Genomic DNA, 20,785 nt, shown 5'->3' on the forward strand with positions numbered 1-20,785 from the left:
CTATTGACGACCTGCTCGACATCGACGGCATTGACGATGATCGTGCCGGCAAGTTGATCATGGCCGCCCGAGCCCATGGTTCGAGTAATTAGGCGCGGCCTGAGGAGAGAAATGCATGACGCAAGTCACGGTGAAACAACTGGCCGATGAGGTCAAAACACCGGTTGAGCGCCTGTTGCAGCAGATGCGTGAGGCAGGTCTGCCGCACACCGCCGCCGAGCAGAATGTGACCGACAGTGAGAAGCAAGCTCTGCTGACTCACCTGAAAAGCAGCCACAAGGCGAAAGTGGAAGAACCGCGCAAAATTACTTTGCAGCGTAAAACCACCAGTACCCTGCGTGTTGCTGGAAGCAAAAGTATCAGCGTTGAAGTACGCAAGAAGAAAGTCTTCGTACAGCAAAGCCCGGAAGAAATCGAAGCCGAGCGTAAACGCGAGATGGATGAACGCCGTGCAGTAGAAAATGCCGCACGTCAAAAGGCTGAAGAAGAATCCAAGCGTCGCGCCGAAGAAGAAGCGCGTCGTCAGCCTGCCGCTGCTCAAACTGCCGCGCCTGTTGCTGCTCCTGCTCCAGTGCAAACCGCACCGGTAGCAGCACCGGCACCTGCTCCAGCAGCAGATGCACGCAAGCGTGATGAGCAACGTCGTCCAGACAAGCCACGTGCTGACGATAACAATCGTCGCGGCAGTGGCGATGGCGAGCGTAAAAACGCCCCGCATCGCGCTTCTGTTAAAGAAAAAGCGCCAACTCCACGCGTAGCACCTCGCACTTCTGACGAAGAAAGCGACAGCTTCCGTCGCGGTGGTCGTGGCAAGAGCAAGCTGAAGAAGCGTAACGCTCACGGTTTCCAGAGCCCAACCGGCCCTGTGGTTCGTGACGTACAGATTGGCGAGACAATCACTGTCGGCGATTTGGCTGCACAGATGTCGGTCAAGGCTGCCGAAGTCATCAAGTTCATGTTCAAGCTGGGTACTCCAGCGACCATCAACCAGGTACTGGATCAGGAAACTGCCCAACTGGTTGCTGAAGAACTGGGCCACAAAGTGACTCTGGTCAGCGACAACGCCCTGGAAGATTCCCTGGCCGAGTCCCTGAAGTTCGAAGGTGAGTCGTTCTCCCGTGCACCGGTTGTGACCGTAATGGGCCACGTTGACCACGGTAAAACGTCCCTGCTCGACTACATCCGTCGTGCCAAGGTAGCTGCTGGCGAAGCCGGTGGTATTACTCAGCACATCGGTGCATACCACGTTGAAACCGAACGCGGCATGGTCACTTTCCTCGATACCCCGGGTCACGCTGCGTTTACCGCAATGCGTGCACGTGGTGCCAAGGCAACTGACATCGTGATTCTGGTTGTGGCTGCAGACGACGGTGTAATGCCACAAACCATCGAGGCTGTTCAGCATGCGAAAGCAGCGGGCGTCCCACTGGTGGTTGCAGTGAACAAGATCGACAAGCCAGGTGCTGACCTCGATCGCATCCGTAGCGAACTGTCCGTTCACGGCGTGACGTCGGAAGAGTGGGGTGGTGACACTCCGTTTGTTTCGGTCTCGGCGAAAATGGGTACTGGCGTTGACGAGTTGCTCGAAGCCGTATTGCTGCAAGCTGAAGTTCTGGAACTCAAGGCCACTCCATCGGCCCCTGGCCGTGGCGTAGTCGTTGAGTCCCGTCTGGACAAAGGCCGTGGCCCTGTTGCGACTGTTCTGGTTCAAGACGGTACCCTGCGCCAAGGCGACATGGTTCTGGTCGGTTCCAACTACGGCCGCATCCGCGCCATGCTCGACGAGAACGGCAAGCCAATCAAGGAAGCCGGTCCATCCATCCCTGTCGAGATTCTCGGCCTGGACGGAACGCCAGATGCTGGCGACGAGATGAGCGTAATGACCGACGAGAAGAAGGCACGTGAAGTTGCCCTGTTCCGTCAAGGCAAGTTCCGCGAAGTGAAACTGGCGCGTGCTCACGCAGGCAAGCTGGAAAACATCTTCGAGAACATGGGCCAGGAAGAGAAGAAGACGCTTAACATCGTCCTCAAATCTGACGTCCGTGGTTCGTTGGAAGCTCTGCAGGGTGCTCTGAGCGGCCTGGGTAACGACGAAGTGCAAGTGCGCGTAGTGGGCGGCGGTGTCGGTGGTATCACCGAGAGCGACGCTAACCTGGCACTGGCCTCCAACGCTGTATTGTTCGGCTTCAACGTGCGTGCTGATGCTGGCGCTCGCAAGATTGTCGAGCAAGAAGGTCTGGACATGCGTTACTACAACGTCATCTACGACATCATCGAAGACGTCAAGAAAGCCCTTACCGGCATGCTTGGCAGCGACGTTCGGGAGAACATCCTGGGTATCGCTGAAGTTCGCGACGTATTCCGTTCGCCTAAGTTCGGTGCGATTGCAGGTTGTATGGTGCTGGAAGGTGTTGTTCACCGTAACCGTCCAATCCGTGTACTGCGCGAAGACATCGTTATCTTCGAAGGCGAGCTGGAATCCCTGCGTCGCTTCAAAGATGACGCGTCTGAAGTGCGTGCCGGCATGGAGTGCGGTATCGGCGTCAAGAGCTACAACGACGTTAAAGTCGGCGACAAAATCGAAGTGTTCGAGAAGGTCCAGGTTGCTCGCAGCCTCTAAATCGCGAGCCTCAAGAGCCAGGACGAGCACACGCATGCAAATGCAACGTGCTCGGCCTGGACTCTAAACGCAACGCCCGGTCCGGCTTCTGTCTGGCCGGGCGTTTGCCGCTTTCAGAACGCATGGGTTTCCCATGGGTGAGTAACAGGTAACAAGACATGGCAAAAGAATACAGCCGTACCCAGCGTATCGGCGATCAGATGCAGCGCGAGCTGGCCCAACTGATCCGTCGTGAAGTCAAAGACCCGCGTGTGGGTCTGGTCACCATTACTGCCGTTGAAGTCAGCCGTGACGTGGGTCACGCCAAGATCTTCATCACCGTGATGGGGCAGGACAACGCAGAAGATATTGCTCAGACCATCAAGGTACTGAACGCTGCAGCGGGCTTCCTGCGTATGCAACTGGCGCGTGAAATGAAACTGCGCAGCGTTCCTCAATTGCACTTCCACTACGACGAAAGCGTTGTGCGTGGTGCCCATCTGTCCGCTTTGATCGAGCGTGCAGTGGCTGAGGACAACCAGCGCCCTGACGCCATCGCTCCTGAAGACACCAAGGAGTAACCGGTGGCTCAGGTCAAGCGTATCCGTCGTAACGTCAGCGGCATCATCCTGCTCGATAAACCGCTAGGATTCACCTCCAACGCGGCTCTGCAGAAAGTCCGCTGGCTGCTCAATGCCGAGAAGGCAGGGCACACTGGTAGCCTCGATCCATTGGCCAGCGGCGTCTTGCCGTTGTGCTTTGGCGAAGCCACCAAGTTTTCGCAATACCTGCTCGATTCCGACAAGGGTTATGAAACCTTGATGCAATTGGGCAAGACCACGACGACTGCCGACGCCGAAGGTGAGGTTTTGCTCACGCGCCCGGTGACCGTTGGTCGCACCGATATCGAAGCTGTTTTACCTGGATTTCGTGGGCAAATCAGTCAGATACCGCCGATGTACTCGGCGCTTAAACGCGACGGTCAGCCGCTTTACAAGCTAGCCCGTGCAGGCGAAGTGGTGGAGCGCGAACCGCGTTCTGTTACTATAACCCGCCTCGAATTACTGGCCAGCGAAGGCGACACTGCGCGCTTGTCCGTTGACTGCACCAAAGGCACCTATATCCGTACCCTCGTGGAAGATATTGGTGAAGCGTTGGGTTGTGGTGCCTACGTTGCAGAGCTTCGTCGCACGCACGCCGGACCTTTCAGCCTGGCCCAAACGGTAACGCTGGAAGAACTGGAAGCGGTTCACGCCGAAGGCGGCAATGAAGCGGTTGATCGCTTCCTCATGCCATCGGATAGCGGTTTGCTGGACTGGCCGTTGCTGCACTTCTCGGAGGCCAGCGCGTTCTATTGGCTCAATGGCCAACCTGTACGTGCTCCTGATGCCCCGAAGTTCGGCATGGTGCGGGTACAAGATCACAACGGTCGCTTTATCGGTATCGGTGAAGTGAGCGAAGACGGGCGCATCGCGCCACGTCGACTGATTCGGTCAGAATGACCGGAACAGCACGGGTTGGGGTGTAATGCCCTGGCCCGTACTGGAAAGAGGGTGGCTGTTATTAGGCACGGTCACATCTCACATTTAAATACGAGGGTTTGTCCTCGGCCTATTGGATCTGTCTTGTTCGCAAGCAGACCCCTAATGAAAGGAAATGCCTCATGGCACTGACAGTTGAACACAAAGCAGAAATCGTAAAAGACTACCAGCAAGCTCCAGGTGATACAGGTTCTCCAGAAGTGCAAGTTGCACTGCTGACCTTTAACATCAACACGCTGCAAGGTCACTTCAAAGCAAACAGCAAAGACCACCACTCCCGTCGTGGTTTGATCCGCATGGTAAACCAGCGTCGTAAGCTGCTGGACTACCTGAAAGGCAAGAACGTTGAGCGTTACAAAGCGCTGATCGCTCGCCTGGGTCTGCGTCGCTAATAGCGATGTTGCTAGAGGCTGGTCGTCTGTTGTGTGTTTGTGGGTTTCCCCAGGCATACGGCAGGCTTCCAGCCTCAAGTTTTATCTGGACCAGACGGATCCTTACGAAAGCTCGCCCAGCAGGCTGTTTTCGTAAGCATCTTGAATCGGGCATGACCCGGCAGTGCAGACGTATTTCGTAAGAAACCCTTTCCCCAAGAGCCACAAAGAAGGTAGGACACCGTGAACCCGGTTATCAAAAAATTTCAGTTCGGTCAGTCGACCGTCACCCTCGAGACTGGCCGTATCGCCCGTCAGGCCTCCGGCGCAGTATTGGTCACCGTTGACGATGACGTCAGCGTATTGGTGACTGTAGTGGGTGCCAAGCAAGCTGATCCAGGCAAGGGCTTCTTCCCTCTGTCGGTTCACTACCAAGAAAAAACCTACGCTGCGGGTAAAATCCCAGGTGGTTTCTTCAAGCGTGAAGGTCGTCCTTCCGAAAAAGAAACCCTGACCTCGCGTCTGATCGACCGTCCGATCCGTCCACTGTTCCCGGAAGGCTTCATGAACGAAGTGCAGGTTGTCTGCACCGTTCTGTCCACCAGCAAAAAAACCGATCCGGACGTCGCTGCGATGATCGGTACCTCGGCTGCGCTGGCCATCTCCGGCATTCCTTTTGATGGCCCAATCGGCGCTGCCCGTGTTGCTTACCACGAAAGCACCGGTTACCTGCTGAACCCGACCTACGAGCAACTGGCCGCCTCAAGCCTGGACATGGTTGTTGCCGGTACATCGGAAGCCGTATTGATGGTTGAATCGGAAGCCAAAGAGCTGACCGAAGACCAAATGCTGGGCGCTGTACTGTTCGCCCACGACGAATTCCAGGTTGTAATCCAGGCTGTTAAAGAGCTGGCTGCCGAAGCTGCAAAACCAACGTGGGACTGGGCTGCTGCTCCAGAAGCTACCGAACTGCTGGGCGCTATCCGTGCCGAGTTCGGCGAAGCGATCTCCCAGGCTTACACCATCACCATCAAGGCCGACCGTTACGCGCGTCTGGGCGAACTGAAAGACCAAGTGGTTGCCAAGTTCTCCGGTGAAGAAGGCCAGCCTTCCTCCAGCGAAGTTAAAGCTGCATTCGGCGAAATCGAATACCGCACCGTTCGCGAAAACATCGTAAACGGCAAGCCGCGTATCGACGGCCGTGACACCAAGACTGTTCGCCCTCTGAACATCGAAGTGGGTGTTCTGCCAAAAACCCACGGTTCGGCTCTGTTCACCCGTGGCGAAACTCAGGCACTGGTCGTTGCAACACTGGGTACTGCCCGTGATGCACAACTGCTGGACACCCTGGAAGGCGAGAAAAAAGACCCGTTCATGCTGCACTACAACTTCCCACCGTTCTCGGTAGGTGAGTGTGGTCGTATGGGTGGCGCTGGTCGTCGCGAAATCGGCCACGGTCGTCTGGCCCGTCGTTCGGTTCAGGCCATGCTGCCTGCTGCTGATGTTTTCCCGTACACCATTCGTGTTGTATCGGAAATCACTGAGTCCAACGGTTCCAGCTCCATGGCTTCGGTCTGCGGCGCTTCCCTGGCACTGATGGACGCTGGTGTTCCGATGAAGGCACCGGTTGCCGGTATCGCCATGGGTCTGGTCAAGGAAGGCGAGAAATTCGCAGTTCTGACTGACATCCTGGGTGACGAAGACCACCTGGGCGACATGGACTTCAAAGTAGCCGGTACCTCTAAAGGTGTTACCGCGCTGCAGATGGACATCAAGATCAAAGGTATCACCGAAGAAATCATGGAGATCGCCCTGGGCCAAGCCTTGGAAGCTCGCCTGAACATCTTGGGTCAGATGAACCAGATCATCGGTCAGTCGCGTACCGAGCTGTCGGCCAACGCTCCGACCATGATCGCGATGAAAATCGACACCGACAAAATCCGTGACGTTATCGGTAAAGGCGGCGCGACAATCCGTGCAATCTGTGAAGAAACCAAAGCTTCGATCGATATCGAAGACGACGGTTCGATCAAGATCTTCGGCGAGTCCAAAGAAGCAGCAGAAGCGGCTCGTCAGCGCGTTCTGGGTATCACCGCAGAAGCGGAGATCGGCAAGATCTACATCGGTAAGGTTGAGCGTATCGTCGACTTCGGCGCATTCGTAAACATTCTGCCAGGCAAAGACGGTCTGGTTCACATCTCCATGCTGAGCGACGCTCGCGTTGAGAAAGTGACTGACATCCTGAAAGAAGGTCAGGAAGTGGAAGTACTGGTACTGGACGTGGACAACCGCGGCCGTATCAAGCTGTCCATCAAAGACGTAGCGGCTGCGAAGGCGTCGCAAGCTTAATCGCTGCCGGCACCTGCTTTGAAAAAAGGATCCTTCGGGATCCTTTTTTTATGCCGGCAGTAAAGGCAGTGCAAAAGGCCATGACTCAAAAGCCGCAACTTGCATGCAGACTTGAAGAGCGTCATGCAATCTGCACGATACCTTGAAAACTGATTGTTTATAAGTTATTGATTTATAAGGTTTTAATTATTTTTGAAAGTTGGCACAAGCCCTGCACTAGTACTTGTAACCCTGCTGCCGTGAGACGGCGCAGATTTTAAAGAAGACAGGAGTTACTCGTATGAAGAAGTTCGCTATCGCTGCCGCAACTGCCACCGCTCTGACCCTGACCATGGCCAATGCTGCATTTGCTGCTCAAGCAACGACTCAGGCGCCTATGGTCGTAGCTGCTGGCGAAGTCACCAAAGCTAAAGAAGCCACTTCTGATACCTGGATCACGACCAAAGTTAAATCTGACCTGCTGACCGAGAAAGGTATTCCAGGTTCAGACATCAAAGTTGAAACCAACAAAGGCGTGGTTTCCCTATCTTCGACAGTGGCTGTCACTGAAGCACAGAAGAAAATGGCCATCGATATCACTAAGAAAATCAAAGGTGTTCAAGCTGTTTCGGCTGATGGCCTGAAAGCTGAGTAACACACCCTTTTCGTGGAACCGGGGGGAAAGCAGGAGCAGGTGATTTAAGCGACACACCTGCTGGCTTTCAAAATTGGTTCATGCGACGGCCATACGGATATGGCCATTACAGCCCTCGGCGTTCTGCGCCGGGGGCTGTTCTATTGGAGGAGAGAAAAGAGTCTCCGTCGGCGGGAGCTCGCACCAACGCGTAGCAGCTGCCGAATTTATCGTACGGCTGCGCAGCAGTCGTAAAGCCAGACGATTGAGTGTGGCCATTCAACCTTGCATTCAGTGTTTACGATCGCTTCGCAATCGGACGTAGAACTGCGACGAAATCGGTTTACTCACTGTCCAGATGCAGCGGCGAGACCACTCGGCCATCGCTCTCAGGTTCACCGAGCGTGGCATCGACAAAATACACACGCTCATCGGCCAATCCGCCTTTATCCACCAGATAATCCTTGATGCTACTGGCGCGGTCCTGGCCCAGTTGGCGCAGCAGAACTTCGCTTTTACTCCAGAAGTCGATGAGTGCAGCGCTCATCCTGGCCGCGCGTTCATCACGACTCAGATCAGCCCACTCAGCCGGGGGCTGCTGTTTGAGTCGCGTGCGGTAAATGCCTTCCAATAAGGGACCTTTTTCGTCATCCGGCACTTTAAGCAACGATGCCTGAGCGGGCACCTTCTCGCCACGGCGCTGGAGAATCTTGTAGTAGTTGTACTGGTACTCGCGCTCCAGTCGTTCTTGGGCAATCAGCGGCCCGTCACTTTTTTGCGCAGCAGTGCCTTCGATCTCCAAGCGCAAGGCCGGACGTTGCTTCAGGGCCTCAGCCAGAGTATCCAGGGCTTTTTGTGCTTCAGGGCTCAGCTCGCTCGATCCTGGGGCGAATGACACCGTGCCCAGGTCTTCGGCGCCCCCACCACTGATCAGCCCGCCAATGAACTTGAACGGGGCTTGTACAGCACGCATCACCAGATTGCGCAGGGTCTGCCAAACAATGGGCATCACACTGAACTGCGGATTATTCAGGTCGCCCGTCACGGGCAGTTCAATAGAGATCGTGCCGTCCGAGTCTTTGAGCAGGGCAATCGCCAGTTTCAGTGGCAGGTTGACGGCGTCCGGGCTGTCGACTTTCTCGCCGAGTTGCAATTGCTCGATTACCACCTTGTTCTCTGCCTTGAGCTGGCCTTGGGTGATCAGGTAGTGAACATCCAGGCTCAGACGGCCTTTGCGAATCCGGTAGCCGGCGAATTTACCGGAATAGGGCGTCAGGGTAGTGAGCTCGACACGTTTGAAGCTGGTGGCGATATCGAGGCTGGCCATTGGGTCAAAAGGATTGACACTGCCCTTGATTGTCACGGGTGCGTAACGGTCAACTTTACCTGTGACACTGACACTGGCCGGCTTGGCCTGACGGCTATCGATGGTGCCGATCTGGCCGTTGAGCTGTTGAATGGCCGTGGCGAAGTTGGGGGTCAGGCTGAAGTCGGCAAAGTTTGCGGAGCCATCATTGATCGCAATACCGCCGACATGGATACCCAGTGGTTTTTTCTGGGGTGCGGGTTTGGCAGCACTCTTGGCGCTGCTGTTGGCAGGTTGCGCAATCAGTAAGTCATCGATGTTGGTGGTGCGATCATCGTTGATCATGAACCGCACGTAGGGCTGTGTGATGTTGATCCGGGAAATCGACACGTTATCGTCGTGCTGATACTTCACATCTTCGAGCACCAGCCGCTGCCATTTAAGGAAGTCGCGGTTTTTCATGGTGTCCAACGTGTGCAACTGATCAATCTGGGCTCGCCCTTCGACTGTAAAAGCCAAAGGCTCAACACTGTTGAGGTTGACCGCCAAATCGCTGTCGAGCATACCGCTGCGCAGTTCCAGACGAATAAACGGGTCGATGTAGGCTTGGGCGACCCGCAGGTCAATGTCTTTGGTGGTGACTTGCAGTTTTGCGCCAATCGGGCTCAGATTGACGTTGCCGCTGGCCGTCAGCTTGCCCTGCTTGCCCACGCCGGTGTCGAGCGTGAGGCTGAAGGGTGACTGATTCAGGCTGTCGAAGTTTTTCAGGTTCAGGTTGAGCGGGCCAATGTCCAGCGCCACCGGGGTTTTGGGCTCTTTGTCGGCCAAGTGCACGCGGTAATTGCGCAGCTCCACATCCTTAAGCAGCACTTGCCACGGCTTGCTGGGTGCTGCGGGGCTTGAGGCGGGCTTCGACGCTTGAGTCGCCAGCTTCTCTTCAGCGGTGTGTGCAGGTTTGGCGGGTTGGCTGGCAAACAGCTTTTGCCAGTCGAGCTGGCCATCGTTCTCCCGCGTGGCCCATGTTTCAAGGTTGTTGCTCTGAATTTTTCCGACAACCACGTGCTGCTTGGCCAGGTCGACCGTGGTATCGCTGACATTCAGACGTTCCAGACGCACGAGTGGCCGACCGTCGGGGGCATTGATCTTGAATGGCGCGATGCTGGCGGAAACGTTGCTCAAGACCATTTCAGTGTTTTTAGTCAGGTTCAACGTGTAGTCAGTGCTGAAACTCAACACGCCGTCTTCGAGTGCCAGCGGCAGCGCATCACGCACATACGGCCACCAGACCTTCATCTGCCCATCGGTGACCTTGAGTTTGCCTTCGGACGCAATCGGCACCAGGCTCAGCGTACCGCTCCAATCGATCCGCCCCCCGGTAGGCCCCATCGCCACGAGCGTCATATCCGCGTTGTCTTTGGGCAAGGTGCTGAGATTTTTCAGCTCAAGGTTCATCGCGTCGTACAAAAACTCGATCGGTTCGCTGGGCCGCCTATCAGTGAAATGCAGGTAGCCGTCAGCCAGCTTGATGTTGTCGATGCGTACGGGGAAGGGTTTGCTGTCAGGCTGTTCGGGTTTGGGTTCACTGGCTGGCAGTTTGAACAACTGAACCAGGTTGAGTGAGCCATCTTTGTTAAACAGCAGCTCAGTCTTGGGTTTGTCCAACTGCAGGTCGGTCAAGTGCAAGGCTTTGGTCCACAGGCTGTCGGCCTGCAAATTGCTGTAAAGGCGCTCGAAGCCGATTTGCTCCTTGCCAGGCTCGCCGACGCTAAAGCCCCACAACGTGAGTTCCAGGCTGAACGGATTGAACTCTAACCGGTCGAGTTTGGCGGGAACCGTGGCGTAGTTGGCCAACTGCTGGTTGATAACGCGTAAGCCAATGCCGGGCAAAATAAAGAAGCCCAGCACGCTATAAATAGCGATAGCAGTCAGCACTGCGCCAATGGCGCGGATCAATCCTTTGAGCATGTGAGGCGTCGTCTTTACGTTCAGGAGTGCCTTTGAGTATGGCACGCGTTTGCGGTTCCGATACGGACGCCTTATTTCGTGTGGGACTTTCCCCGGTGTTGCGAGGTTTTAGAACTGCAAGATCAGCGTTTTCAACGGCGGCTGCTGATCCTGTGACGGGAAGTCCGTGGCGGGTTTCAGCTCTTGCCAGTCGCGCACTGGGCGACCTGCTTTCTGCGCACAACGCAGCACCTGTTCGCGCCAGTCGTCCATGCCGACTTTTGCCAGGTTGTTGCAACAGATCAGCACGCCATTCGGTGCGGTGGCGAGTACTGCAGGCTTGAGCAGGCTTTGGTAGTCGCGCAGCAGGTCAACAGTGCCGAAAGCACTCTTGGCCCAAGCAGGCGGGTCGAGCAGTACCAGATCGTATTCGCGCTGCTCCAGGCGCGGATAAGCCGGCAATTTGTGACGACGCTGAATGATCGGTAGCCCGGCCAATTGGCGGATGGCGGCGAAATAATCAGATTGTACGAATTGCATTTTCTTCAGCTCAGGGTTCAGCAGGCCATTCTCACGGCCAACGGCCAGATTGCCTTCGGCGAAATCCAGGTTACAGATTTCGCTGGCGCCACCGGCCGCGGCGCTCAAGCCCACGCCGCAGGTGTAGGCAAACAGGTTGAGCACGCTTTTACCGGCGCTGTGCTGCTTGACCCAGCCGCGCGCATTACGCAGATCGAGGAATAACAGCGGATCCTGGCCAGCATGACGCCCGCGCACACGGTACTTAAGGCCCCATTCGTGACCGACCATGTCAGCCAGCGCGGCCTCTTGAGCTTGGTACACCGTATCTTCGCGATCGATGCGCGAGTTGCCTTGGGAGCGATCGTTGTAGACCAGCAGTAATTCCAGACCCAACTGGCGATTGATGGTGTCATGCAGTTGCAGCAGATCATCGCGGTCAAGGCGCTGATGGAAACTTTGCACCAACAGTTGCGGGCCGTAGCGGTCGATGGTCAAACCGCCAGCACCTTCTTGGCTGCCGTGGAACAGGCGATAGCAGTCAGTGCCCTGAGCGTGCAACTCGGCCAGCAAATCCTGACGATTATCGAGGGCGGCGCGCAGCGCCTGATTCAAGGAAGACATGCGATGCGCCTTGGGGATGGATAAGGCGCGGCAGTTTAACAGAATAGGGCGATGGTACGTCTCAAACCTGTGGGAGCAGGCAAGCCAGGCGCTCACAGCTTTTCGCTGCATAGTAAGGTCAGGATTCAGACATCCAGCCCCATCCGCCGCCGTGCCCGTTGCACAGAGCCATTGCGTACGGCCCAGCGCAGGATCGGCGCCGTACTGTTTACCCCCGCACGCACCAGCTTACGGGTCAGCGGCTGCTGCTCAAGTTCAAGTTGATCGCTGGCCCAGTCCGGCAGTAAATCAATTGCGGCCTGCATCATCAGTGACCCAAAGGGTTTGGCCAGCAGACTGGGGGCGGGTGCATTCAGCAGCAGGCGAATCACCTCGTGGCTGCGTTCATCGCACAGTAACTGGGGGCGAATACCTTCAAGGTAGTCAGTTATTTGCTGACGTGAGCGCGGCACATCGGTGGCGCCCAAGCGTTCAGCGACCACCGCAATTTCATCGTAGTAACGGTCTTGATCTTCGGCGCTCAAGTGCGGATTGCGGTAGCGAAGATGAGCCGCGAGGAAGTTGCTGACTTCTGCCACATGCACCCATGTGAGCAATTCAGGGTCGCTGGCGGCATAAGGTTTGCCATCAAGCCCAGTGCCAATGACTTGCAGGTGAATGGTGCGGACTTTGTCGATCAGCCAGTTGGCGTCTGCGGTAGAGCCAAATGTGGTGCCGGAAATGAACTGCCCGGTGCGGCGCAACCGGCCCAGCATGTCCTGGCGAAAATTGGAGTGATCCCAGACCCCGGCCAAGGCCAGCGGGTGCAAGGCTTGCAGCATCAAGGCGCTGATGCCGCCAATCAGCATGCTGGTGAAGTCACCGTGCACACGCCAACTGATAGAGTCCGGACCAAACAGCCCGGGGTCGCCTTTGGGGTTTTCGAGGTCGAGCTGGCCGAGCGCAAGCCCGGTCAGGCTCATGATTTGGTGTTCGATGGGACGACGGATAAATTCCATGCTGCCTCGGTGCCAGCCAGTCGCGCAGACTGGCTGGCCATCAATCAACCGCGATGACGTCCGCGGAAGTAGTTGATCAGCCCTTGGGTCGATGCGTCGTCGGCAGGCTCTTCGAGGCTGCCGGTCAGGCGATTGTAAACGCCCTTGCCCAGCTCTTTGCCCAGTTCCACGCCCCATTGGTCGAAGGCGTTGATGCCCCAGATCACGCTTTGCACGAAGACTTTATGCTCGTACAGCGCAACCAGTGCTCCCAGACGGCGAGGGCTGATGCGTTCAACCACCAGGGTATTGCTCGGACGGTTGCCCGGAATCACCTTGTGCGGTGCCAGTTTTTGCACCTCTTCTTCGCTCAGGCCTTTGTCACGCAATTCAGCTTCGGCTTCTTCGCGGGTTTTACCCAGCATCAGCGCCTGGCTTTGCGACAGACAGTTGGCGTACAACCACTGATGGTGATCGGACACCGGGTTGAAGCTGACGATCGGCACGATGAAGTCAGCCGGAATCAGTTGGGTGCCTTGATGCAGCAACTGGTGATACGCGTGCTGGCCGTTGCAACCCACGCCGCCCCAGATGACCGGGCCTGTGTCGGTGGACACTGGCGTACCGTCCTGGCGCACGCTTTTGCCGTTGGATTCCATGTCCAGTTGTTGCAAGTGCTTGGTGATGTTACGCAGGTAGTGGTCGTACGGCAGGATCGCGTGACTTTGCGCACCCCAGAAGTTGCCGTACCAAACACCGAGCGAGGCCATCAAGACCGGCATGTTCTGTTCGAACGGCGCGTTCTGGAAGTGCTGGTCCATGCTGTAGGCACCCGACAGCAGCTCTTTGAAGTTGGACATGCCGATGGCCAGTGCAATCGGCAAACCAATGGCCGACCACAGCGAATAACGACCGCCTACCCAGTCCCACATCGGGAAGATGTTTTCTTCGCGAATCCCGAACGCTACTGCGGCCGCGTTGTTGCTCGACACCGCGATAAAGTGGCGATGCAACTCGGCTTCCGAGCCACCTTGAGCCAAGTACCAGGCACGCGAAGCCTGGGCGTTTTTCAGGGTTTCTAGGGTGTTGAAAGATTTCGACGAAACGATAAACAGCGTGGTTTCAGCGCGCAGTTTTGCAGTCAGTTCGTGGAATTCACTGCCGTCGATGTTCGCCAGATAGTGGCAGCGCACGCCTTTTTGGGCATAGGACAGCAGTGCTTCGGAGACCAGCTCCGGGCCGAGGAACGAGCCACCAATACCGATGTTGACCACATCAGTAATCGGCTTTTCGGTGTAGCCACGCCACAAACCGTCGTGAATCCGGCCGACCAGTTCGGTCATTTGGTTCAGGACTTTGTGCACCTGCGGCATGATATTTACGCCGTTCACCGACAGTTTGTCGGCCACTGGGCGGCGCAAAGCGGTATGCAGGGCAGGGCGGCCTTCAGAGGCGTTGACGATTTCGCCGTCAAACAGCGACTTGATCGCACCCTTGAGGTCGGCCTCGTTCGCCAGGTTTACCAGCAAACTGCGGGTTTGATCGGTGATCAGGTTTTTCGAGTAATCCAGAAACAAGCCACAACTGCTCAGGGTGAAATCTTCAAAGCGTTTGGGGTTGTTGTTGAATGCATCGCGCATGCTGAAATGCTGCATGTCGGCGCGGTGGAGTTTCAACGCTTGCCAGGCGGGCAGAGCGGTAACGTCATGAGGAGTGCGGTAGTACGCCATCGCTGCGAATATCCTTTTGCTTGAACTGCCTTTTGGACACTGAAAACACCGAAACCTTCGTTCTAATGTCGATATTTCGGTCGGTCTGCTTCTGCGCTTCATTCAGAAGCAGGGCGATAACAGTAAACCTCGCGCCTGCTTCTGTCTCGGCTTTGTCGGACGCTACTGAGTAACTTTTGTCACGAGCATGTTACTCGGGCCCTACACGGTTTTCAGTGTTGGATCATGAGGGGCGGTTTATCCGCTGTTCCGCGCAGCCTGCCTCTTACAGCGAGCTGTCGAGATTCAGGTGAATGTTGTCGATCAGGCGTGTGGTGCCCAGGAACGCCGCAACCAGAATCACGATGTCACGATCATTGGCTTGCGCTGGCAGCAAGGTCAGTGCATGACGGATTTCCAGGTAGTCGGGGCGAAACCCTTCGGCTTCGATACGCTGCAGATGCTGGCGAATCAGTTGTGGGTAATCATGCTCGCCCGTTTTAATGGCTTGAGCGATCTCGTTCAGATGACGATACAGAGCAGGTGCAACATGGCGCTGTTCTTCGGTCAAATAGCCGTTACGCGACGAGAGGGCTAAGCCATCTACGGCACGCACCGTCGGCTCGCCAATAACTTGCACCGGGATGTTCAGGTCATGAACCATGGCGCGAATAACTGCCAATTGCTGGTAGTCCTTTTGCCCAAAGATCGCCAGATCGGGTTGGACCATGTTGAACAATTTGCTAACGACCGTTGTTACGCCGTCGAAATGCCCGGGCCGGCGGCTGCCGCACAGTTCATTGCTGAGCTGGGCCGCCGTTACGCGGGTCAGGCCAGCCATGCCGTGAGGGTACATTTCTTCTACTGTGGGGGCGAACAACAGGTTGCAACCTGCTTGCAGGAGTGTTTCCTGATCGGCCGCGAGGGTGCGCGGGTAGGTATCCAGGTCTTCGTTGGCGCCGAACTGCAACGGGTTGACGAAAATACTCGCCACAACGAAGTCGGCCTGCTGAGCGGCGGTGGTCACCAACGCTGCGTGGCCGCTGTGCAGATTGCCCATGGTGGGCACGAGGCCAATTTGTTTACCTTCGCTACGGGCGCGGGCGACTGCAGCGCGCAATTCGCGAACGGTTTTTACTGTGTTCATGCAGAGAATCCGTGTTCGGTACCAGGAAAACTGACGGCTTTGACTTCAGCCACGTAAGCGCTGAGTGCCGATTGAATGTCGGGTTGCCCCGTCATGAAATTCTTTACAAATTTGGGTACGCGTCCAGTCAAGGACAGGCCGAGCATGTCGTGCAGCACCAAAACCTGGCCGTCAGTGTCGCTGCCAGCGCCAATGCCGATCACCGGGATTTTGACCGCAAGGGTGATTTCCCGGGCCAGCTCGCTCGGCACGCATTCGAGCAGCAACATGGCCGCGCCTGCTTGTTCCAGAGCGATAGCATCGGCGCGCATTTGACGGGCCTGAGCTTCATTGCGGCCCTGGACTTTGTAACCGCCCAATACGTTTACAGTTTGCGGGGTCAGGCCCATGTGTGCACACACGGGAATGCCGCGCTCGGTCAGCACACGGATGGATTCAGCGAGCCAGACGGCACCTTCGACCTTGACCATATGTGCGCCGGCTTTCATCAGCTCGGCGCTGTTGTTCAAGGTTTGCTCGAGTGTCGCGTTGGCCATGAAGGGCAGGTCGGCGAGAATCAGTGCGTCCTGGTTGCCGCGTTTGACGCTGGCCACGTGGTACGCCATTTCTGCGGTAGTGACTGGCAGCGTGCTGTCATGCCCTTGCAGAACCATGCCCAAGGAGTCGCCCACCAGTAACACTTCCACTCCGGCCTGATTACAGACGTGGGAAAAGGTGGCGTCATAGCACGTCAGCATGGTGATTTTTTCACCTTTTTGCTTAAGGCTTTGCAGGGTGGTCAGGGTGATAGCCGGCATGAAAAAGGATCCTCGTCAGGCAGTGTGATAACCACAGTGCGTTACGCACGTGATTGATCGTATAAGCAGGAACACCTTTATGGACGGTGCTTATAAAGCCTGCTTTTCACATTGCGCCGCCCAATGGACGGCAGCGGGACGCCTATAGTCGTGACGGGAACACTGGAAGTCAATTAGAGGTGTTACCGCGGGTGTGTTACCGGGATCATTGATTCGTTTCAGCTTAAGGTTCGAGGCGCTCAAGACCGACAAACGGGCAGTCTGCCAGCAACTGTTCGAGGCTACGGCCATCGGCGAGCGTCAGCGACGCAGGCGCCAGTTCGGCCAATGGATACAAAACGAAGGGCCGGGCGTGCATGTGGTAATGCGGAACTTTGAGTCTGGGCTCGTCGATCAGTCGATCACCGAACAGCAGGATGTCCAGGTCCAGAGTGCGCGGCCCCCAGCGTTCATGGCGTTCGCGACCTTGATCCAGCTCGATGGCTTGCAGCGCATCCAGCAAGTCCAGAGGTGCCAGCGTGCTGTCGATGGCTGCCACGGCATTGGTGTAACGCGGCTGGCCGGGTAGCAACGAGTCGCTTTGATAGAACGCCGACACCCCCACGAAACGGGAGTCTGGCAGTTGCGTCAGCGCCTGCACAGCGCTGCGCAATTGGTCTGCCGGGGCAGCCAGATTGCTGCCCATGCCGATGTAGATTCGTTCCATCGCTTACTCGTCCGCGCCAGCGCTGCGTTTGCGCTTACCGGCGCTACTGGTGCGGCGGCGTTTACGCGGGGCAGCCCCGGAGCCGTCATCTTTGCTGTTGCTCAAGTCGCGGATCATATCGCGGCGGCCGCTTTCATTGGCGTCCTGATACTCAGTCCACCACTCGCCTAAGCCATTGGTCTGCTCGCCAGCGCTTTCACGCAACAGCAAGAAGTCATAGCCCGCACGGAAACGCGGGTTGTCCAGCAACATGTCAGCACGTTTGCCACTGCGACGTGGCAGGCGTTCTTGCATGTCCCAGATCTCACGAATCGGCATGGTGAAACGCTTGGGAATGGCAATCCGCTGACACTGCTCGGCGATCAGTTCGTGGGCAGCTTCCTGCATGGCTGGAATAGGCGGCATGCCACGGTCTTGCAGGCGCAATACGCGGGCAGGCAACGCAGGCCACAGCAACGCGGCAAACAAGAAGGCCGGGGTCACAGGCTTGCCCTGCTTGATCCGCAGATCGGTGTTGCGCAAGGCTTCGCTGATCAGGGTGTGGGTGTACGTCGGATTGTGTTCCAGTGCTTCGGCGCTTGCCGGGAACAGTGGATCGAACAATTCAAGGTCGACCAGCATTTCAAACGTGTCGCTGGCATTGCCGGAGAGAAACAGCTTCAACACTTCTTCGAACAGCCGTGCTGCCGGGATCTCACGCAGCATGGGAGCCAGGTCGCGGATGGGGGCTGCCGTGTGTTTTTCGATACCAAAGTCGAGCTTGGCGGCAAAACGCACAGCGCGCAGCATGCGCACCGGATCTTCCTGGTAGCGCTGTTGCGGATCACCGATCAGGCGCAGCAAGCGGTTGCGAATGTCGTGCACGCCATTGGCGTAATCGAGAATGCGTTCGCTGACCGGGTCGTAGTAGAGGGCATTGATCGTGAAGTCACGACGCTGAGCATCTTCTTCAAGGGTGCCGTAAACGTTGTCGCGCAAAATACGCCCGCTTTCGTTACGAGAGGACTGATTGCTGTCTTCCTCTTCGTCGTTTTGCGGGTGATTGGCTCGGAAGGTCGCGACTTCAATGATTTCGCGACCAAAGTGGATGTGCACCAACTTGAACCGCCGACCGATGATTCGCGCGTTGCGAAACTCTGCACGCACCTGTTCAGGGGTAGCGCTGGTGGCGACGTCGAAGTCTTTAGGGGTGATGTTGAGCAGCATGTCGCGTACACAGCCGCCGACCAGGTAAGCCTGGTAACCGGCGTTCTGCAGGCGCTCGACAATATTGACCGCGTAACGGCTGAATTGGGCGCGTTGCAGCGAGTGTTGGCTGCTGTTGAGCACTTCAGGAGTGCTACGCAGTTGTTGCGTGCGACGCTTGGGAGAACGGAGTGACTGGAACAGCTTCTTCAGCATGGGATGCACTGTTTGAAGGAATGTTCGGCCAAAACGAAGAATGACCGCATGATGGGCGGGGATTCTAGCATTTAGTCAGGGGATGGTGTAGGAAGCTGAGCCGCTCTTGTGACCGAAGCGCTACGCGGCGAGTAGAAATAGCGGCAAGAAAGGCGAGCCAGACAGTCAGAGGATTTTGTCGAATCGCAGGAAGCACAAGGGGAGCCGAAGCTCCCCCAGAATTAGTTGCATGCTCTATTTTTATTATGTTTTTCGGGCTTTTTGTTTTTATTAAGTGCCCTGGCTACAAAGGTTTTGCCTGTGTAGCCCTCTCAAATTGAGAGATAAGAGCAAACGGATTGCTTTGGTCGCTGTGTTGATGTGATCAAAGATCCAACTAGTTCAGGCTCTGCTTTAAGTGCAGTTTTTGTTGTTCTCTGCCTAGTCGTGGGGCAAGCCCCATTTACAACGCCTCTCCAAAACAATCAGTTAGCTGCGCCTCCGCCGTGTTGTTTTTGTTATGCGTGAGCCGATACGTCTTATTTTTATTGTGTGTTGCTGTGATTCTTATTGTTCTTGTACGAATACATATAGCAGGGGTCGTGCCAACTTTTGCGCGGCCTAGCAAAATAAGGGGTTTTGGCGGTTTTGACTTTTTTACGGACCAAAAAAAGCCGGGGGTTCGTTACCGTAATCCCCGGCTTTTGTTACGTTTTAGATGGCGGTAACAGTTTTTTTACCGTCTTGCGTGTTACCTGACTCAGTTTTCGCTGGCAACCCCGGTTTTTCGGCGCGGAATACCCAGGCGCTGGCGCCGTTCCCACAGGCATTTGCGGCTGACCCCTAGTTTGCGGGCCAGTTCGGTCTCGGTCATGTGGTCCTGGTGTTCCAGGACAAAGTGCTGGAAGTAGTCTTCCAGTGACAGGTCTTCGGTCGGATCCAGGCTGGTGTTACCGCTGCTGATGCTCTGCTGCGGGGCCAGGCCGATGAAGTCGTCGTCTTGCAAGTCGCTCAGTTCAATGTCGATGCCCAGTAGATCAGCCGAAATTTCCGGGCTTTCGCACAGGATAACGGCGCGCTCTACGGCGTTCTCCAGTTCGCGAACGTTACCCGGCCACGTGTAATGGCTGATGGCACGCTCTGCGTCTGGGGCGAATTTCAAGTCGGTACGGCCAACGCGGGCGCTTTGGCGGGCGAGGAAGGCGTGGGCAATTTCGTTGACGTCAGCGCCTCGTTCACGCAAGGCGGGCAGCTTGAGTGCGATGACGTGCAGGCGGTAGTACAAGTCTTCGCGGAACTGGCCGACCTTGGCCAGGTTTTTGAGGTCTCGGTGGGTCGCCGCGATCAGGCGTACATCGACCTTTTGCGATTGCACCGAGCCGACGCGGCGAATTTCGCCTTCTTGCAGGACGCGCAACAGGCGCGCCTGGGCTTCAAGTGGCAGTTCACCGATTTCATCGAGGAACAAGGTGCCGCCATCGGCCGCTTCGACCAATCCGGCACGCCCTGCGCTGGCGCCGGTAAATGCGCCTTTTTCGTGTCCGAACAATTCTGATTCGATCAGCGATTCGGGAATGGCTGCGCAGTTGACCGAAATCATGGGGGCCTTGGCGCGCTTGGACAGATTGTGCAGGGCGCGTGCGACCAGCTCTTTACCTGTACCAGATTCACCTTGAATCAATACATTGGAGTCGGTAGGCGCCACTTTGCGAATCTTGCTGTACATGTCGAGCATCGGCGGGCACGAGCCAATAATGCCAATTTCACCGTTGCTGTTGTCCACAGTGCTTTTTTCGGCGCTGTCGGCCTTGTTCGCCGGGCGTTCAGCGGCCACGTTCTGCAGGTGTTGACGGTCTCGCAGAATACGCGCGACGGCTTGCAGCATTTCGTCGTGATCAAAGGGTTTGGCGATGTAATCGACCGCGCCCATCTTCATCGAGTCTACGGCTGAACGCAGGCTTGCATAGCTGGTCATGATCAGCACCGGCTTGCCTTGCCCCAGCTTGATCAGCTCGGTACCTGGCGCTCCTGGCAGGCGCAAATCGCTGACAATCAAGTCGAACGAGGGAATGCTGAAACGCTCTTGCGCTTCCTGAACCGAGCCAGCTTCGCTGACCTGGTACTGATTACGCTCCAACAGACGGCGCAACGCGGAGCGGATGATTGTTTCGTCTTCGACGATCAAAATATGCGGCATTGATTC

Annotated in this window: 16 protein-coding genes; 7 read left to right on the forward strand and 9 right to left on the reverse strand. The window is 56.4% G+C overall.

The window, feature by feature from the left end; all coding sequences use genetic code 11:
- The 7 genes from ACIQYF_RS22390 to ACIQYF_RS22420 all read left to right on the forward strand — a co-directional run.
- Nucleotides 1–92, forward strand: a 92-nt coding sequence (locus ACIQYF_RS22390; protein WP_402866232.1) for a hypothetical protein, incomplete at its 5' end; no start/stop codon positions are given.
- A gap of 23 nt (nt 93–115) precedes the next feature.
- Nucleotides 116–2,620, forward strand: coding sequence for a translation initiation factor IF-2 (gene infB, locus ACIQYF_RS22395; RefSeq protein WP_402866165.1), 2,505 nt, complete (start codon nt 116–118; stop codon nt 2,618–2,620).
- 158 nt (nt 2,621–2,778) lie between these two features.
- Nucleotides 2,779–3,180: a 30S ribosome-binding factor RbfA gene (gene rbfA / locus ACIQYF_RS22400; protein ID WP_402866167.1), complete on the forward strand. Its 402-nt coding sequence runs from the start codon at nt 2,779–2,781 to the stop codon at nt 3,178–3,180.
- A 3-nt stretch (nt 3,181–3,183) separates the two neighbouring features.
- The gene (gene truB / locus ACIQYF_RS22405) at nt 3,184–4,101 is read left to right on the forward strand and encodes a tRNA pseudouridine(55) synthase TruB (protein ID WP_402866169.1); all 918 of its coding nucleotides are present in this window, start codon (nt 3,184–3,186) and stop codon (nt 4,099–4,101) included.
- Between the two features lie 161 nt (nt 4,102–4,262).
- A complete protein-coding gene (gene rpsO, locus ACIQYF_RS22410; RefSeq protein ID WP_016783433.1) occupies nt 4,263–4,532 on the forward strand; it encodes a 30S ribosomal protein S15 in 270 nt (89 codons plus the stop codon).
- Between the two features lie 222 nt (nt 4,533–4,754).
- Nucleotides 4,755–6,860, forward strand: a complete 2,106-nt coding sequence (gene pnp / locus ACIQYF_RS22415; RefSeq protein WP_402866172.1) for a polyribonucleotide nucleotidyltransferase — start codon at nt 4,755–4,757, stop codon at nt 6,858–6,860.
- Nucleotides 6,861–7,140: 280 nt separating this feature from the next.
- Nucleotides 7,141–7,494, forward strand: coding sequence for a BON domain-containing protein (locus ACIQYF_RS22420; RefSeq protein ID WP_402866174.1), 354 nt, complete (start codon nt 7,141–7,143; stop codon nt 7,492–7,494).
- 322 nt (nt 7,495–7,816) lie between these two features.
- Here ACIQYF_RS22420 and ACIQYF_RS22425 read toward each other — a convergent pair whose 3' ends face one another.
- From ACIQYF_RS22425 to ACIQYF_RS22465, 9 genes are all read right to left on the reverse strand, one after another.
- Nucleotides 7,817–10,744: a DUF748 domain-containing protein gene (locus ACIQYF_RS22425; protein ID WP_402866176.1), complete on the reverse strand. Its 2,928-nt coding sequence runs from the start codon at nt 10,742–10,744 to the stop codon at nt 7,817–7,819.
- A gap of 108 nt (nt 10,745–10,852) precedes the next feature.
- Nucleotides 10,853–11,866 (reverse strand): class I SAM-dependent rRNA methyltransferase, encoded by a 1,014-nt coding sequence (locus ACIQYF_RS22430; RefSeq protein WP_402866178.1) that lies wholly within the window; start codon nt 11,864–11,866, stop codon nt 10,853–10,855.
- A gap of 125 nt (nt 11,867–11,991) precedes the next feature.
- The gene (locus tag ACIQYF_RS22435) at nt 11,992–12,864 is read right to left on the reverse strand and encodes an oxygenase MpaB family protein (RefSeq protein ID WP_402866180.1); all 873 of its coding nucleotides are present in this window, start codon (nt 12,862–12,864) and stop codon (nt 11,992–11,994) included.
- A gap of 44 nt (nt 12,865–12,908) precedes the next feature.
- Nucleotides 12,909–14,573 carry a glucose-6-phosphate isomerase gene (gene pgi, locus ACIQYF_RS22440; protein ID WP_402866182.1) on the reverse strand — a complete coding sequence of 555 codons (1,665 nt, stop codon included), beginning with the start codon at nt 14,571–14,573 and terminating at the stop codon, nt 12,909–12,911.
- Nucleotides 14,574–14,838: 265 nt separating this feature from the next.
- Complete coding sequence (gene panC, locus ACIQYF_RS22445) at nt 14,839–15,699, reverse strand: pantoate--beta-alanine ligase (RefSeq protein WP_402866184.1); 861 nt, start codon at nt 15,697–15,699, stop codon at nt 14,839–14,841.
- Nucleotides 15,696–16,496, reverse strand: coding sequence for a 3-methyl-2-oxobutanoate hydroxymethyltransferase (gene panB / locus ACIQYF_RS22450; RefSeq protein ID WP_402866186.1), 801 nt, complete (start codon nt 16,494–16,496; stop codon nt 15,696–15,698). Before panB ends, panC begins: the two co-directional genes overlap by 4 nt.
- Before the next feature lie 223 nt (nt 16,497–16,719).
- The gene (folK, locus tag ACIQYF_RS22455) at nt 16,720–17,202 is read right to left on the reverse strand and encodes a 2-amino-4-hydroxy-6-hydroxymethyldihydropteridine diphosphokinase (RefSeq protein ID WP_402866188.1); all 483 of its coding nucleotides are present in this window, start codon (nt 17,200–17,202) and stop codon (nt 16,720–16,722) included.
- 3 nt (nt 17,203–17,205) lie between these two features.
- Nucleotides 17,206–18,603, reverse strand: coding sequence for a polynucleotide adenylyltransferase PcnB (locus tag ACIQYF_RS22460; RefSeq protein ID WP_402866190.1), 1,398 nt, complete (start codon nt 18,601–18,603; stop codon nt 17,206–17,208).
- A gap of 739 nt (nt 18,604–19,342) precedes the next feature.
- Nucleotides 19,343–20,779 carry a sigma-54-dependent transcriptional regulator gene (locus ACIQYF_RS22465; RefSeq protein WP_402866192.1) on the reverse strand — a complete coding sequence of 479 codons (1,437 nt, stop codon included), beginning with the start codon at nt 20,777–20,779 and terminating at the stop codon, nt 19,343–19,345.
- Nucleotides 20,780–20,785: the final 6 nt, after the last annotated feature.

Source organism: Pseudomonas sp. NPDC096917 (assembly GCF_044762555.1).
GTDB lineage: Bacteria > Pseudomonadota > Gammaproteobacteria > Pseudomonadales > Pseudomonadaceae > Aquipseudomonas.